The organism is Bacillus sp. MT94 (genome assembly GCF_058792475.1).
In genome coordinates this window covers 48470-63986 of record NZ_JBXAEZ010000003.1, presented here as the reverse complement: position 1 = coordinate 63986, position 15517 = coordinate 48470, and the positions used below count along the sequence as shown (strand labels likewise).

Genomic DNA, 15517 nt, shown 5'->3' with positions numbered 1-15517 from the left:
TGTCAATTTAATTAGGGATGGAAGCTATTCAAAGACACTGGGGAATGTCTTATAAATTAGGGAGGAACAGCTTCGATACATATACTATAAAAGGTGAATGTGACCTCTATGTGAACATAGAGTGAAAGATATGGGGATTTGAAAAATAGTACATATGAAATTGTTATTGCTAGCAATATTGAGTTAGGATATATAGTTTTCCAGCATAAAAGAAAAAGAAGTCTGAATATAAATAAAAGTTGTAATCTATGAAAAAAAGGATTATGCTCAACTATATTATAAGAATATAAGGTTTGTCCCAATTCTTTAAGGGCTTTTAAAAAGCTTTTTATTTATGAGGGGAAAGCTTCACTTTAATAAGGGAGTTAGTGATATGGAAGTAACAAAAAAACAAGGGCTGTATAATCGTCTTATACGATTAAACCCACCACAAATATTAGCGTTAGGTTTTTTCTGCTTAATTGTGGTTGGCGGTTTGTTATTAAAGTTACCATTCGCAACGAAAGCACAAATTAGTTGGGTAGATGCTTTCTTTACAGCAACGTCAGCAGCGACCGTAACTGGTTTGGGAGTAGTGGATACAGCAAGTACATTTACGATGTTTGGCGAAATTGTTATTATGTTTTTAATTCAAACAGGTGGTCTAGGTCTTATGACAATTGCCATTTTAATTGTTTGGGTATTAGGCAAAAAAATCGGATTACGCCATCGTTTATTAATTGGAGAAGCGTTTAATCAAACAAATATAGGTGGTCTTGTAAAATTAGTAAAGCGTGTCTTTATATTTTCGATTTGTATTGAGCTTATTGGGGTCATCTTTTTATCGTTTCGCTTTATTCCAGAGTTTGGTTTTGGAAAAGGTTTATACTATAGTATTTTTCATGTAATTGCATCTTATAATAATGCAGGCTTTGCTTTATGGCCAGATAATTTAACAAGATATGTAGGAGATCCCATTATTAATATTGGGATTTGCTCTTTAATTGTAATAGGTGGACTCGGTTTTACCGTATTAATTGATATATGGTATAGTCGCAGTTTTCGAAAATTATCACTTCACTCAAAAATAATGATTATTGGAACAGTAGTGCTAAATGTTATAGCAATGATTGTAATTTTTGTATTGGAATATAATAATGTGAAGACGTTAGGGAATTTATCTTTAAATGAAAAACTATGGGCTTCCTTCTTTCAAGGTATTACCCCGCGGACAGCTGGATTTAATACGGTTGACTATGGAGGTATGGAAGAATCATCTATATTATTTACGATGATTTTAATGTTTATTGGTGCAGGAAGTGTATCAACAGGTGGAGGAATTAAATTAACAACGTTTGTTATCTTAATTACATCTGTCCTTTCTTTCTTTAGAAAAAAGGAGGAAATTGTTTTATTTCAGCGTACAATTAAAATGTCGACAGTAACGAGGGCCTTAGCGATTGCTGTTGCCAGTCAAATACTTATTTTTGCAGTGGTATTTATATTAATGCTTACAGAAAACTTCAGCTTTATTCAATTATTATTTGAGACAATATCAGCGTTTGGTACAGTCGGATTAACGATGGGAATTACTGCAAAGCTATCGGCATTCGGAAAATGTATTATTATGTTTGTTATGTTCTGCGGATTAATTGGACCATTAACACTTGTGTTCTCTTTAGCGCGACCAGCAAAACAAAAAATAAAATATCCATCGGAAGATGTGTTTACAGGATAAGGTATCCCGCGTTAAGCGAGATACCTTTTTCTTTTTTAGAAAAGGGAGAACAATAAACCAATAAGTGCTACTCGGAATAAAATTGCGATAAGTGCAGCAATCCCACCGACAACTGCAGCGATACCGCCAGTTACAGTAGCTCCGCGATTATAAGCGTAAATACCGAGTAAAACAGAAACAAGACCAAATAGTGTTGGGAATGTAAATAGCGATAAGATAGATAGCGCAAGAGCGATAAAACCAGCAGTTGATCCAGCAGCGGACGATTTTACAACATCTTTATCGTCTTTATCATCGTAATCATAATCAATGCGTTGTGGTGCAACCTCAGCGGCATACTCTTCTTTATAGTCACTATAATCACTATCTATTCTATCTCTTCTTTTATAATCATCAAATTTCTCAGTCAAAGTCATGGCTCCTTTCATAACAAGGTTCAATAGTAGTATGTATCTCTTTTTCTATTTTATCCCGCATTAACGGGCAGTAATATCTATTAAAAGGAGGAAAATGTTTTCTTGAAATAGGAAAAGTTAGTATGACTTCCTCTATTTTGGAAATTATAAAAAGGAATAATGAGGAAAGGGTGCAATACATAATGGAACATCCAATTGAAAATTTAATGAAAACGGCAATGACAAATTTAAAAGAGATGGTAGATGTAAATACAATTGTTGGGAGCCCGGTTTCAACAGCTGACGGAAATGTTGTATTAACAGTATCTCAAGTGGCTTTTGGTTTTGGAGCTGGTGGAAGTGATTTTAAAGGGGGTTTCATTACTGAAAAACATAACGGTGGGCAAAATCAGCATAAAGAGAACAAGCAAGGGCATCCATTTGGAGGAGGAAGCGGGGCTGGGGTTTCTATTAGTCCAGTAGCTTTTTTAGTAGTTGGTTCTAATGGGGTGCAAGTATTACATCTCAACAGCAGTACACATTTAATTGAAAAGGCTTTAAACACTGTACCAAGCACTGTAGATAAATTTGTGAATGGTCGTCAAAAGTGAACTTGCATTTTTTAGGAATTATGATATATTAGAAAAAGTGCGCTTTAGGATGATCGGAATAATTGAAATGTAAATATATATGATGTGTGGAATAAGGGAGAGGAATTTATGATTAATATCAAAAACTTAGTAGTTGGCTTATTTATGTTAGTAAGCGGCTTTGTTGTATATGTAATAAAAGAAAAAGCTCCATTCTAAAACAGACAAACCGTTAATGTCTGTTTTTAATTTGCGGAAAAATATTGACAAGCTATTGTATTGGTGTTATAATTTTAATTCGTGTCTCGGTTACAGCTAGTGTAAAGTAAATATCTCTTATGAATGCAATACGAAAAGTTTGCGAAAGATCGGGTAATTTTATCAACAACTTTTGTGAACAAACCCTATAAATTGTATTTGTAAGCTATATATGTATACTAGTGAATCAAGGAGCGGTCAGTGGAACCGTAATGATGAGAGAGAGGTAGGGCTTTCATCCAGTATATGTTACTTTCCCGTTAGGTGAATATAAAAAAGAGGACTCCTTTTAAAAGGAGTCCTCTTTCATTTTTTAAGTGCGACTTTCAACTTGTTGACAAATTTCATCCGTTGTTAAACCGTGAGCTGTAATGACTGATCCTTTAATTGATGCATCTGCAATGCCCATCACATTAGAATCTTGCCCAGTTACAACGCAACAATCACACCCTTGTGCATCCTGTTCTGAGTTAAGTGTAACAACTTCATGACCTTGTTGCTGAAGAGCTTGTTGAACGTCTGTTAATGAGTTTTCAACGCCAATTCTAGCCATAATTCTCACCTCCTACCATCTAATTGCTAGTATGCTCAAGTTCACTGCATTTATGAAAAGACGGTAGGAAGTAAATCTTTGTTTAGTCGTTATATACGCCAGTAAGCATTTGACTAACGAATTGATCGTTTAATGTATCTTGGGCAGAAGAAGTATTTGAATGGATGTCGATTGAAGCAATAAAATGATTATGTTCTTGCGTATTTGGTTCTACCTCTACGTAATTATCGAATTTACAAAAACCTTTCGTATCCATTAGATCAAATAATTGCAGCATTTCTACTACCTCTTGTCTCGTTCCTTTAATTTGTACACACGCCATATTTATTTCCTCCTTCATTTTGACAAATTGTTTTTTAAAAATAGGATTATGATTACGAAATGAAAAATATGAATGTTATTTTTAGACAGCGCTATTTTTGTTATTTCCCCCCTTTTTCAGCAAAAGTCGTTATATATTCCCGGATTTATAAAATCGGACGTCCGTTTATTGAATACAATAGATTCGTATCAATTGATGAAAATCCTTCTTTTAAACAAATATTTTTTTAGTGGAAATTGGCGAAAAAAATTTTTTGACTTTTTGTAAACGTTAACAATGTTGTTAAATCAATATAAGTAAAGAAGTACGTACGATTAAAAATTATAAATTTTCTAAAAATTCACTTGATTTATTTAGAAAGGAGAGTAAACTAGGAAACAATAAAAAATTCATAGAACATAGGAGGCGCTTCTAGTGAATGAGCAATGGATTTTCTTAAATGGAGAATTTGTTCCAAAAGATGAGGCAAAAGTTTCAGTATATGATCATGGCTATTTATATGGCGATGGAGTGTTTGAAGGAATTAGAGTTTATAGCGGTAATGTTTTCCGTTTGAGAGAGCATCTTGTCCGGTTGTATGAATCAGCAAAATCAATCCTTTTAGAAATTCCATATTCATTAGATGAAGTAACAAATATTGTTGTTGAGACGATTCGACAAAATAAATTATCTAATGGATACATTCGCCTTGTTGTATCAAGAGGAGCAGGAAATCTTGGATTGGATCCCGATTCATGTAAGAAGCCGAATGTAGTAGTAATTGCAGAACAATTATCTTTATTCCCACAAGAATATTATGAGAAAGGGATTCCAGTTGTAACAGTTGCAACGCGCCGAAATCGTCCCGATGTTTTATCCCCTCAAGTAAAATCTTTAAATTACTTAAACAATATTTTAGTTCGTATTGAAGCGAAATTAGCTGGAGTACAAGAAGCACTTATGTTAAATGATCAAGGATATGTAGCTGAAGGCTCAGGAGATAACGTGTTTATTGTTAAAGGAAATAAATTAATTACACCACCAAGTTCTGCTGGAGCGTTAGAAGGTATTACACGAAACGCCATTTTAGAAATCGGCGAAAAACTTGGATATGACGTAAGAGAAGAGTTATTTACAAGACATGATGTATATGTAGCTGATGAAGTGTTTTTAACAGGAACAGCTGCTGAAGTTATTGCTGTTACGACAGTAGATGGTAGAACGATTGGCTTAGGGCAAACAGGTCCACATACGAACCGTTTATTAGAAGAGTTTCGTAAGTTAGTTGTAGAAGATGGAGAGAAAATTTACGAAGAAAATAAAGTTGGATAACAACTTTTTTAACATAAGAAAGCGTTGATAGGGAGGAGTAGTTGATTGTGAAGCCTCACAGAGAGTCGGTGGTTGCTGAAAACCGATGGTTCACGTCGACGAACATCGCCCTTGAGTGCTAAGCTAAAGCATTTGTCTAGGCTTAGACGGTAGCTCCGTTATTAGCTAGATCCATTTATGGATCACTGAGGCAAGAGTATTCTTGCAAAGAAGGGTGGTACCGCGAAATCTTTCGTCCCTTCAGCACATAGCTGGAGTGTGGACGTAGGATTTTTTTATTGTATAAAAGTTTGAAAAAGGGGGCTTATAAGAACAATGTCTTCAAAAACGGAAGAGAAACTGGCAACTGGTGCACAGCTATTGTTAGAAGCGCTAGAAAAGGAAGGCGTAAAAGTGATTTTCGGTTATCCGGGTGGTGCCGTTTTACCTCTCTATGATGCACTGTATGATTGTGAAATTCCGCATATTTTAACAAGGCATGAGCAAGGGGCAATTCACGCTGCTGAAGGGTATGCCAGAATTACAGGGAACCCAGGGGTTGTAATTGCAACGAGTGGACCAGGTGCTACAAATGTAATTACGGGTCTAGCGGATGCGATGATTGATTCATTGCCACTTGTTGTATTTACAGGCCAAGTAGCAACAACGTTAATTGGGAGCGATGCTTTTCAAGAGGCGGATATTATGGGACTTACGATGCCAGTGACAAAACATAACTATCAAGTGCGAAAGGCCTCAGATTTACCTCGAATTATTAAAGAAGCATTTCATATTGCTAAAACAGGAAGACCAGGACCAGTCGTTATTGACCTTCCGAAAGATATGGTAGTCGAGAAAGGTGAGCGATGTAGCAATGTACAAATGGATTTACCAGGATATAACCCTAATTATGAACCGAATCTACTTCAAATAAACAAATTACTACAAGCAATTGAAACCGCAAAAAAACCGTTAATTTTAGCTGGAGCAGGTATACTGCATGCGAAAGCTTCGAAAGAATTGACAAGTTTTGCCCGTAAATATGAAATCCCTGTTGTGCATACGTTACTTGGACTTGGTGGTTTTCCGCCAGATGATGGGCTATTTCTAGGGATGGGGGGAATGCACGGTTCTTACACAGCCAATATGGCGTTATATGAATGCGACTTACTCATTAATATAGGTGCGAGATTTGACGATCGTCTTACTGGGAATTTAGCTTTTTTTGCTAAAGGGGCGACTGTTGCACATATCGATATTGATCCAGCAGAAATCGGGAAAAATGTGCCAACAGAGATTCCTATTGTTGCAAGTGCTAAGCAGGCGTTAGAAGTATTGCTTCAATCAGAAGGAAAGAAAGAAAATCATCATGAATGGCTCTCTTTATTAAAGAGTAGAAAAGAAAAGTATCCATTCTCTTATAAACGAAATTCTGAAAGTATTAAACCTCAATACGCGATTGATATGCTATATGAAATCACGAAAGGAGAAGCGATTGTAACAACAGACGTTGGGCAACATCAAATGTGGGCAGCACAATACTATCCGTTGAAAAATCCAGATAAATGGGTAACTTCTGGCGGATTAGGAACGATGGGGTTCGGATTTCCAGCAGCAATCGGTGCGCAAATTGCAAAGCGAGATGAACTAGTTATTGCAATTGTTGGTGATGCTGGGTTTCAAATGACTCTGCAAGAATTAAGTGTATTAAAAGAACACGCTTTACCCGTTAAAGTATTTATTTTAAATAATGAAGCTTTAGGAATGGTAAGACAATGGCAAGATGAATTTTACAATCAAAGATATTCACATTCTTTATTGCCATGCCAACCAGATTTCGTCACTCTTGCGAATGCGTATGGTATAAAAGGTGTTCGTATTGACGATCCACTTCTTGCAAAGAAGCAAATCCAGCATGCGATCGAATTACAAGAGCCAGTCGTAATCGATTGTCGTGTACTTCAATCAGAGAAGGTTATGCCGATGGTTGCGCCAGGAAAAGGTGTTCACCAAATGGAGGGAGTGGAAAAAGGGTGAAGAGAATTGTTACAGCGACAGTTCGAAATCAAAGTGGTGTGTTAAACAGAATTACAGGGGTTATGACACGAAGACATTTTAATATTGAAAGTATTTCAGTAGGTCATACAGAATCATCAGATATATCGCGAATGACGATTGTTGTACACGTTGAAAGTGAACAGCAAGTTGAGCAGTTAATTAAACAACTTCATAAGCAAATCGATGTTCTGAAAGTATCAGATATTACAGAAGAAGCAATGATTGCTAGAGAGCTTGCTCTTATTAAAGTAGCAACTTCTGTAGCGAGGGCAGAATTATATAGTTTAATTGAACCATTTCGAGCCGCTGTAATAGATGTTGGGAAGGATTCCATAGTTGTGCAAGTAACAGGTACGCAAGATAAAGTAGAAGCGTTAATTGAATTACTTCGTCCATACGGTTTAAAAGAAATTGCTAGAACAGGTGTAACAGCATTTACACGTAGTATGAAAAAACAAGATAAGCAAGTTATGTTAATTCAATAATCATTTAAATATAGGGGGAAATGAAAATGGCAAAAGTTTATTATGAGAAAGATGTAACAGTAAATGTATTAAAGGAAAAGAAAGTAGCAATCATCGGATATGGCTCGCAAGGTCATGCGCATGCGCAAAATTTACGTGATAACGGATTTGATGTAGTAGTAGGTTTAAGAAAAGGTAAGTCTTGGGATAAAGCGAATGAAGATGGGTTTTCTGTATATACAGTAGCAGAAGCAGCGGAAAAAGCTGATGTAGTAATGATTCTATTACCTGATGAATTACAACCAGAAGTATATGAAGCTGAAATTGCACCAAATTTACAGGCTGGAAACTCTCTCGTGTTCGCACATGGATTTAATGTTCACTTTGATCAAGTAAAACCACCAGCTAATGTAGATGTATTTCTAGTAGCGCCAAAAGGACCGGGGCATCTCGTACGCCGTACGTTCGCCGAGGGAGGGGCTGTTCCTGCATTATTTGCAGTATATCAAGATGCAACAGGAGTTGCGACTGAAAAAGCACTTTCTTATGCTGACGGAATTGGAGCAACGAGAGCTGGTGTATTAGAAACGACGTTTAAAGAAGAAACAGAAACAGATTTATTTGGAGAGCAAGCTGTACTCTGCGGCGGAGTAACTGCACTTGTAAAAGCAGGATTTGAAACGTTAGTTGATGCGGGATACCAGCCTGAACTTGCATATTTTGAATGTTTACATGAACTGAAGCTAATCGTTGACCTTATGTATGAAGGTGGACTTGAAAATATGAGATATTCAGTTTCAGATACAGCGCAGTGGGGAGACTTCGTATCAGGACCACGCGTTGTTACTGAAGATACGAAGAGAGCGATGGGGGCAGTATTAGCAGAAATTCAAGATGGTACATTTGCAAGAGGCTGGATTGCAGAGCATAAAGCAGGAAGACCAAATTTCCACGCGACAAATGAGAAAGAGAATGAACATGAAATCGAAGTAGTAGGACGTAAATTACGTGAAATGATGCCTTTCGTACAGCCGCGAGTAAAGGTAGGGATTAAATAATATGAAGCAGATTTTGTTCATGGATACAACGCTTCGTGATGGCGAACAATCACCAGGAGTAAATTTAAATGAACAAGAGAAGTTACAAATTGCTAGGCAATTAGAGAGGCTTGGTATTCATGTAATGGAAGCTGGATTCGCGGCAGCTTCCGAAGGTGACTTCCAATCGGTAAAACGCATCGCGAATACAATTCAAAATGCTACGGTTATGAGTTTAGCTAGAGCGAAAGAAAGTGACATTCGAAGAGCATATGAAGCTGTGAAAGGTGCTGTATCTCCTCGTCTACACGTATTTCTAGCTACGAGTGATATTCATATGAAATATAAACTTTGTATGTCAAAAGAAGATGTGTTAAATAGTATTCATCGTTCGGTTACGCTTGGAAAATCATTATTTCCGACAGTACAATTTTCTGCAGAAGATGCGACAAGAACATCGAGAGCATTTTTAGCTGAAGCAGTAGAAACTGCGATTCGCGCAGGAGCGAATGTAATTAATATTCCGGATACAGTTGGATATACGAATCCGGAAGAATATTATTCTCTTTTTAAATACTTACAAGAATCCGTTCCATCATATGAAAAAGCGATTTTTTCTTGTCATTGTCACGACGATCTTGGTATGGCAGTAGCAAATTCGTTAGCTGCGGTTGAAGGCGGAGCATTGCAAGTAGAAGGAACGATTAATGGCATTGGAGAAAGAGCAGGGAATGCAGCGTTAGAAGAAGTTGCGGTTGCTCTTCATATTAGAAAAGATTTTTATAAAGCAGAACCTTCGATGACTTTAAAAGAGATTAAGGCAACGAGTACATTAGTAAGCAGGTTAACGGGTATGGTTGTACCGAAAAATAAAGCAATCGTTGGAGCGAATGCATTTGCTCATGAATCAGGCATCCACCAAGATGGGGTTCTAAAAGAAGTAACAACTTATGAAATTATCGAACCAGCGCTTATAGGAGAATCTCAAAATCTCTTTGTACTTGGGAAACATTCTGGCCGTCATGCGTTTACGGAAAAAATGAAAGAGCTTGGTTATGAATTTACAAATGAAGAGCGGGATGCGGCATTCGAAGCATTTAAAAAATTGGCGGATCGTAAAAAGGAAATTACTGAGGAAGATTTACGCGCAATTATGCTTGGTGAAGCAGCATTTGCAGCCCAGCAATATAACATTACGCAATTACAAGTGCATTTCGTATCAAATAGTACACAATGCGCAACAGTTGTGCTGAAGGATGAGGAAGGAAATGTATATGAAGATGCAGCCACTGGTTCTGGTAGTATTGAAGCGATATACAATGCGATTCAAAGAATTTTAGGATTAGAATGTGAATTGGCAGATTATCGCATACAATCTATTACACAAGGTCAAGATGCACTTGCTCACGTTCATGTTGAATTAAAAGAAGGTAGTCACCAAATATCAGGTTTCGGAGTTGCGCAAGACGTATTGGAAGCGTCGGCGAGAGCTTATGTCCATGCAGCAGGGAAATTAAAATCTCTTATAGCGCTTGTGAAATAAATATTTGATAGGTGAGAGAAGCTTTCCTCACCTATCAAATAAAAGTTCTGAAAATTCAGTTAAAAGGAGTGTTAAAAATGGAAAAACGTATCGTTTGTTTAGCTGGTGATGGTGTTGGTCCAGAAGTTATGGAAAGTGCGAAGGAATTATTGCATATGGTAGAAAGGCTATATGGACATCATTTTCATTTGCAAGATGAGTACTTTGGTGGTGTTGCTATCGATTTAACTGGGCAACCATTACCACAGCGAACACTTGCCGCCTGTTTAGCGAGTGATGCGGTTTTACTTGGAGCAGTAGGTGGACCAAGGTGGGATAGTGCGAAAGAAAGGCCTGAGAAAGGATTATTAGCATTAAGAAAAGGACTCGGTGTATTTGCGAATGTTCGCCCTGTAACGGTAGAAAGTGCAACTGCACATTTATCACCATTAAAAAATGCTGATGAAATTGATTTCGTTGTCGTTCGTGAATTAACAGGCGGAATTTATTTTTCTTATCCGAAAGAGCGAACGGAAGAAGTGGCGACAGATACACTTACGTATCATCGACATGAAATTGAACGTATCGTTTCGTATGCCTTTCAATTAGCAAATAAGCGGAAGAAAAAAGTAACATCTATTGATAAAGCGAATGTTTTAGAGTCTAGTAAACTATGGAGAAATGTGACAGAAGAAGTAGCACTTCGCTACCCAAATGTGGAAGTAGAACACATTTTAGTAGATGCAGCGGCTATGGAATTAATTCGGAATCCAGGAAGATTTGACGTTATTGTAACGGAAAATTTATTTGGTGATATTTTAAGTGATGAGGCTTCAGTATTAGCTGGATCATTAGGAATGCTTCCATCAGCAAGTCACGCTGAAAAGGGGCCTTCATTATACGAGCCTATTCACGGATCAGCACCGGATATTGCGGGGAAAAATAAGGCGAATCCAATTGCGATGATGCGTTCTGTTGCAATGATGCTTGGGCAATCGTTCGGATTAACGAGAGAAGGATGTGCAATTGAAGAAGCAGTTTCTGCAGTCCTTAAATCTGGAAAATGTACAGCAGATATCGGGGGGACTGAAACGACAACTTCATTTACAAAGGCAGTTATTCAAGAAATGGAAGAGCAAGCGTTAGTAGGGAGAGGAAGATAATGGGGAAAAGGTTACTAGATAAGCTTTGGGAAAGACATGTAGTTGCGACAAATGAAAATGGATTGGATTTATTATATATCGATCTACATCTTGTTCATGAAGTAACGTCACCGCAAGCCTTTGAAGGCTTGCGGCTTACAAATCGAACAGTCCGCAGACCAGATTTAACATTTGCAACGATGGATCATAATATTCCAACGAAAGATGTTTGGAATATTACCGACCGCATTGCGAAACAGCAACTAGATACACTTCGGGAAAACTGTAAACAATTTCAGGTGCCATTAGCGGATATCGGAGATGAAGAGCAAGGGATCGTTCATGTTATAGGACCAGAACTTGGACTCACACAGCCAGGAAAAACGATTGTTTGTGGTGATAGTCATACAGCAACACACGGTGCTTTTGGCGCACTAGCGTTTGGTATTGGTACGAGTGAAGTGGAACATGTATTGGCAACGCAAACGTTATGGCAACGAAAGCCGAAAGCGATGGGCATTGAGTTAAAAGGAAAGTTACCGCAAGGTGTTTATGCGAAAGATATTATTTTACACCTTCTTTCAAAGTACGGAGTAGCAGTTGGAACAGGTTACGTAATGGAATTTTACGGAGAGGCCATTCATGCTATGGATATGGAAGAGAGGATGACGCTTTGCAATATGGCAATTGAAGGGGGAGCAAAGGCTGGCATTATTGCACCAGATGAAAAAACGGTTGCTTACGTAAAAGGGCGTAAATATGCACCGAAAGACTATGAATCTATTAAGAAAAAATGGTCAGAACTTTATACAGATTTAGATGCAGTTTATGATTTACATATTCTAGTAGATGTTACGGATTTAGCACCGTACGTTACGTGGGGAACAAATCCTAGTATGGGTGTTCGGATCGATGAGAAATTGCCAGAAAAGCATGATGCAAATGACGAAAGAGCGTTTTCTTATATGGGGTTGAGTCCCGGACAAAGTACGTATGACATTCCAGTTCAACATGTTTTCATTGGATCTTGTACAAATTCTAGGCTTTCTGATTTAGAAATTGCTGCATCTGTCGTGAAAGGTAAAAAAGTAAAAGAAGGTGTGCGAGCACTTGTTGTACCTGGATCTCAAAGGGTAAGAGAAGCAGCGATGCATAAAGGATTACATCGCATATTTGAAGAAGCTGGATTTGAATGGAGAGAGCCCGGATGCTCAATGTGTCTAGGTATGAATCCAGATCAAGTGCCTGAAGGAGAACATTGTGCCTCTACGTCAAATCGCAATTTTGAAGGAAGACAAGGAAAGGGAGCACGAACGCATTTAGTTAGCCCGGCAATGGCGGCAGCGGCTGCGTTACATGGTCATTTTGTTGATATTAGAAAGGAGAGTTATGATGGAGCCATTTCGTATTCATAAAGGTACTGCCGCAGTACTGATGAATGATAACATTGATACAGATCAAATTATTCCGAAGCAATATTTAAAGAGAATTGAAAGAACTGGGTTTGGGAAGTTTTTATTTGATGAGTGGCGATATGATAATAATCGCCAAGAAAACCCTAATTTCCCGCTTAATGCGCAAGAAAGAAAAGGAGCCAGCATATTAATCACAGGTGATAATTTTGGATGTGGCTCTTCTAGAGAACATGCTCCATGGGCGCTTGCTGATTATGGTTTCCGCGTTATTATCGCTGGAGGATTTGCCGATATCTTTTATATGAATTGTATGAAGAATGGCATGTTACCGATTGTAATGGACAAAGATATGCGTGAACAACTTGCAAAAACAGATGCGAGGGAACAAATCACAGTTGATTTAGAAAATGAAATAATTATAACGAATATGCACAGATTCCATTTTACAATCGAGAAAATGTGGAAAGAGAAGTTATTGAATGGTTTAGATGAAATTAGTATTACAATGCAATATGAACAAGAAATAAAAGAGTATGAAAGAAAAGTGGCTTTACATTTAAAAAAAGTGACGGAATATTAAAAATGTATTTACATTCAAAATTAACTGTTATATACTATGTGAAAATCAGAGGAGAAAGGGAGTAAGTATTATGAATACAATAAAATCTATTACAATGCTTACACAACTACATCATCATACATGAAACCCTTGAACCTAGCGTGAAAACGTGTAGGTACAAGGGTTATTCCCGTTGTACCTACACTCTACTGAAGAGCCTTGTAGGTATTTTGTCTACAGGGCTCTTTTTATTTTCGGCTTAGGTGAATGAAATAGGCATACATTAGAAGGGGAAAGGTGTGAAAATTTAGATGACAAAATGGAAACGGGCGAACCCGAATGGAACGAGAGATTATTTATTCGAAGAATGTACGTTAATTGAAGAAGTGGAGCAAAAATTAAGGCTTACTTTTTTAGAGAGAGGTTATGAGGAAATAAGAACACCTACAATTGAATTTTATGATGTTTTTGCATTTCAAAATAGACCGATAGATGAAGAGAAGATGTATAAATTTTTTGATGAAAAGGGAAGGATTATCGTTTTACGTCCAGATATGACAATTCCTTTAGCAAGAGTGATTGGAACACAGAGATGGGATACGCCACTTAAAGTGACGTATAGCGGGAATGTATTTCGAGCGAATGAATCCCATTCTGGAAAATATAATGAAATCGTACAAAGTGGTATTGAAGTTATCGGGATTGATAATGTAAGAGCTGAAATTGAATGTGTAATAAGTGTCATTCAAGCACTTCAAAAGTTGAAGGTGCAATCTTTTACAATTGAGATTGGGCAAGTACAGTTATATAAATGCATTGTAAAAAAGCTCTCCATCCATGATGAAGAAGAAAGGGTACTTAGAACGTATATAGAAAGTAAAAATTATGCTGCCCTCTCAAATTTTATCGGAGAAAAGAAATTAGATCGATGCGATGAGACAGTAAGATTACTTGAGAAATTACCAAGGCTATTTGGAAATTTAGAAGTTATTGAGGAGGCAGAAAAGCTTGCTTCAAGTAATGAAATGAAAATGGCAATTGCAAGAGTAAAAGAAATGTATGAAACAATTGAAACGTTAGGATATGGTTCTTACATATCAATTGATTTGGGCATGATTCAACACTTAGATTACTATACGGGTGTTATTTTCAAAGGATATATATATGAAATTGGAGAAGAAATCGTTAGTGGCGGAAGATACGATGAGCTAATTGGGAATTTTGGAGAAATGCTGCCAGCTGTTGGACTCGCGGTACAAGTAAATCAAATTGTGAAGGCGCTGCAAGAGCAGCAAGAACCATATGAACGAAATCAAATTGATATTGTGATTCATTATGATTTAAATAGATTAGCGGAAGCAGAAAGGTTACGAAATTTACTTCGAAAGGATGGGAAAAATGCTTGGTTATCTCTATTCTCTAATTTAAGCGATACCTTTCAATTTGCAAGAAAAAATAAAATAGGAACGGTCGTTGAGGCAAAGAATGAATATTTAGTGGAATATGTATGGAATGAGAAATGGGTAGTCCAGAAAGAAGGAGAGGCTTCATGCGTAACATTCAAATTGCGTTAACGAAAGGAAGGTTAGAAAAACATGTCATTCCACTTTTTGAGCAGATTGGAATTGATTGTTCCGATCTCAAAAATAAAGGTCGGAAGCTTGTATTTCAAAGTAAAAATACAAATGTTTCATTTATTTTAGTAAAAGCGGTTGATGTTGCTACTTATGTAGAACATGGGGTAGCTGATATTGGGATCGTTGGAAAAGATATTTTAATGGAAAACGAGAAAGATATTTATGAAATGCTGGATTTAGGAGTGGGGATTTGTAAGTTTTGTGTTGCTTCTATTCCTACGTATAATCCGAAGAGTTACCGGAAGAAAAGAATTGCTACGAAATACCCGCATATTACTTCTACTTATTTTCATGATAAGGGAGAGGATGTAGAAATTATTAAAATAGAAGGTTCTGTAGAAATCGCTCCTCTTCTTGGATTGGCAGATGCGATTGTAGATATTGTTGAAACAGGAAAAACATTACAAGAGAATGGACTTATTGTATTTGAGGAAATGCACTCTATATCGGCTCGGATGATTGTAAATAAGGCAGCCTTAAAAACTAAAAAAGACGAAATATTCAGTATTATAAATATGATGGAGCAAGAAATCTTATCAGGGAAATAGGAGGACTTAA

Annotated in this window: 16 protein-coding genes and 1 other annotated feature; of the genes, 13 read left to right on the top strand and 3 right to left on the bottom strand. The window is 37.1% G+C overall.

The genetic code is table 11. From position 1 onward, the window contains the following. Window positions 1-373 precede the first annotated feature (373 nt). Window positions 374-1717, top strand: a complete 1344-nt coding sequence (locus AC1Q51_RS12005; protein WP_492331525.1) for a TrkH family potassium uptake protein — start codon at window positions 374-376, stop codon at window positions 1715-1717. A gap of 35 nt (window positions 1718-1752) precedes the next feature. On the opposite strand, the gene AC1Q51_RS12000 is transcribed toward AC1Q51_RS12005, so the two are convergent. Then, entirely contained in the window at window positions 1753-2127 is a 375-nt protein-coding gene (locus tag AC1Q51_RS12000; protein ID WP_000136546.1) for a hypothetical protein, read from the bottom strand. A gap of 128 nt (window positions 2128-2255) precedes the next feature. Between AC1Q51_RS12000 and ytfJ the strand changes: the two genes are divergently transcribed. After that, entirely contained in the window at window positions 2256-2723 is a 468-nt protein-coding gene (gene ytfJ, locus AC1Q51_RS11995; RefSeq protein WP_090975920.1) for a GerW family sporulation protein, read from the top strand. A 108-nt stretch (window positions 2724-2831) separates the two neighbouring features. Next, window positions 2832-2921, top strand: a complete 90-nt coding sequence (locus tag AC1Q51_RS11990; RefSeq protein ID WP_000608227.1) for a hypothetical protein — start codon at window positions 2832-2834, stop codon at window positions 2919-2921. Between the two features lie 352 nt (window positions 2922-3273). Here AC1Q51_RS11990 and AC1Q51_RS11985 read toward each other — a convergent pair whose 3' ends face one another. Further along, the gene (locus AC1Q51_RS11985) at window positions 3274-3513 is read right to left on the bottom strand and encodes a YkuS family protein (protein WP_000101021.1); all 240 of its coding nucleotides are present in this window, start codon (window positions 3511-3513) and stop codon (window positions 3274-3276) included. Between the two features lie 82 nt (window positions 3514-3595). Further along, window positions 3596-3835, bottom strand: a complete 240-nt coding sequence (locus AC1Q51_RS11980) for a DUF3911 family protein (RefSeq protein WP_000752514.1) — start codon at window positions 3833-3835, stop codon at window positions 3596-3598. A gap of 414 nt (window positions 3836-4249) precedes the next feature. Here AC1Q51_RS11980 and ilvE point away from each other — a divergent pair, with 414 nt between their 5' ends. From ilvE to hisG, 10 genes are all read left to right on the top strand, one after another. Then, window positions 4250-5146 (top strand): branched-chain-amino-acid transaminase, encoded by an 897-nt coding sequence (gene ilvE, locus AC1Q51_RS11975; RefSeq protein WP_001005486.1) that lies wholly within the window; start codon window positions 4250-4252, stop codon window positions 5144-5146. Between the two features lie 15 nt (window positions 5147-5161). Continuing rightward, window positions 5162-5389 (top strand) — a binding site (T-box leader). A gap of 72 nt (window positions 5390-5461) precedes the next feature. Then, on the top strand, window positions 5462-7162 hold the full coding sequence (gene ilvB, locus AC1Q51_RS11970; protein ID WP_492331524.1) for an acetolactate synthase large subunit: 1701 nt from the start codon (window positions 5462-5464) through the stop codon (window positions 7160-7162). Beyond that, window positions 7159-7668, top strand: a complete 510-nt coding sequence (gene ilvN / locus AC1Q51_RS11965; RefSeq protein WP_000822952.1) for an acetolactate synthase small subunit — start codon at window positions 7159-7161, stop codon at window positions 7666-7668. Before ilvB ends, ilvN begins: the two co-directional genes overlap by 4 nt. Window positions 7669-7694: 26 nt before the next feature. Then, complete coding sequence (gene ilvC, locus AC1Q51_RS11960; protein ID WP_492331523.1) at window positions 7695-8705, top strand: ketol-acid reductoisomerase; 1011 nt, start codon at window positions 7695-7697, stop codon at window positions 8703-8705. A 1-nt stretch (window position 8706) separates the two neighbouring features. Beyond that, window positions 8707-10227, top strand: a complete 1521-nt coding sequence (gene leuA, locus AC1Q51_RS11955; protein WP_000809593.1) for a 2-isopropylmalate synthase — start codon at window positions 8707-8709, stop codon at window positions 10225-10227. Between the two features lie 77 nt (window positions 10228-10304). Further along, window positions 10305-11369, top strand: coding sequence for a 3-isopropylmalate dehydrogenase (gene leuB / locus AC1Q51_RS11950; RefSeq protein WP_492331522.1), 1065 nt, complete (start codon window positions 10305-10307; stop codon window positions 11367-11369). Then, window positions 11369-12763, top strand: a complete 1395-nt coding sequence (leuC, locus tag AC1Q51_RS11945) for a 3-isopropylmalate dehydratase large subunit (protein WP_097997924.1) — start codon at window positions 11369-11371, stop codon at window positions 12761-12763. Before leuB ends, leuC begins: the two co-directional genes overlap by 1 nt. Beyond that, a complete protein-coding gene (leuD, locus tag AC1Q51_RS11940) occupies window positions 12741-13343 on the top strand; it encodes a 3-isopropylmalate dehydratase small subunit (RefSeq protein ID WP_098235490.1) in 603 nt (200 codons plus the stop codon). The genes leuC and leuD overlap by 23 nt, the downstream gene beginning before the upstream one ends. 290 nt (window positions 13344-13633) lie before the next feature. Beyond that, the gene (locus AC1Q51_RS11935; RefSeq protein WP_492331521.1) at window positions 13634-14896 is read left to right on the top strand and encodes an ATP phosphoribosyltransferase regulatory subunit; all 1263 of its coding nucleotides are present in this window, start codon (window positions 13634-13636) and stop codon (window positions 14894-14896) included. Next, the gene (gene hisG / locus AC1Q51_RS11930) at window positions 14872-15507 is read left to right on the top strand and encodes an ATP phosphoribosyltransferase (RefSeq protein WP_029441809.1); all 636 of its coding nucleotides are present in this window, start codon (window positions 14872-14874) and stop codon (window positions 15505-15507) included. The genes AC1Q51_RS11935 and hisG overlap by 25 nt, the downstream gene beginning before the upstream one ends. The last annotated feature ends 10 nt before the right edge of the window (window positions 15508-15517 follow it).

Bases quoted from the DNA above. Each gene is read 5' to 3' on its own strand.
- AC1Q51_RS12005 (WP_492331525.1), top strand. From the start codon at position 374: ATGGAAGTAACAAAAAAACAAGGGCTGTATAATCGTCTTATACGATTA.
- ytfJ (WP_090975920.1), top strand. From the start codon at position 2,256: ATGACTTCCTCTATTTTGGAAATTATAAAAAGGAATAATGAGGAAAGG.
- AC1Q51_RS11990 (WP_000608227.1), top strand. From the start codon at position 2,832: ATGATTAATATCAAAAACTTAGTAGTTGGCTTATTTATGTTAGTAAGC.
- AC1Q51_RS11985 (WP_000101021.1), bottom strand. From the start codon at position 3,513: ATGGCTAGAATTGGCGTTGAAAACTCATTAACAGACGTTCAACAAGCT.
- AC1Q51_RS11980 (WP_000752514.1), bottom strand. From the start codon at position 3,835: ATGGCGTGTGTACAAATTAAAGGAACGAGACAAGAGGTAGTAGAAATG.
- ilvB (WP_492331524.1), top strand. From the start codon at position 5,462: ATGTCTTCAAAAACGGAAGAGAAACTGGCAACTGGTGCACAGCTATTG.
- ilvC (WP_492331523.1), top strand. From the start codon at position 7,695: ATGGCAAAAGTTTATTATGAGAAAGATGTAACAGTAAATGTATTAAAG.
- leuA (WP_000809593.1), top strand. From the start codon at position 8,707: ATGAAGCAGATTTTGTTCATGGATACAACGCTTCGTGATGGCGAACAA.
- leuB (WP_492331522.1), top strand. From the start codon at position 10,305: ATGGAAAAACGTATCGTTTGTTTAGCTGGTGATGGTGTTGGTCCAGAA.
- leuC (WP_097997924.1), top strand. From the start codon at position 11,369: ATGGGGAAAAGGTTACTAGATAAGCTTTGGGAAAGACATGTAGTTGCG.
- leuD (WP_098235490.1), top strand. From the start codon at position 12,741: ATGGAGCCATTTCGTATTCATAAAGGTACTGCCGCAGTACTGATGAAT.
- AC1Q51_RS11935 (WP_492331521.1), top strand. From the start codon at position 13,634: ATGACAAAATGGAAACGGGCGAACCCGAATGGAACGAGAGATTATTTA.
- hisG (WP_029441809.1), top strand. From the start codon at position 14,872: ATGCGTAACATTCAAATTGCGTTAACGAAAGGAAGGTTAGAAAAACAT.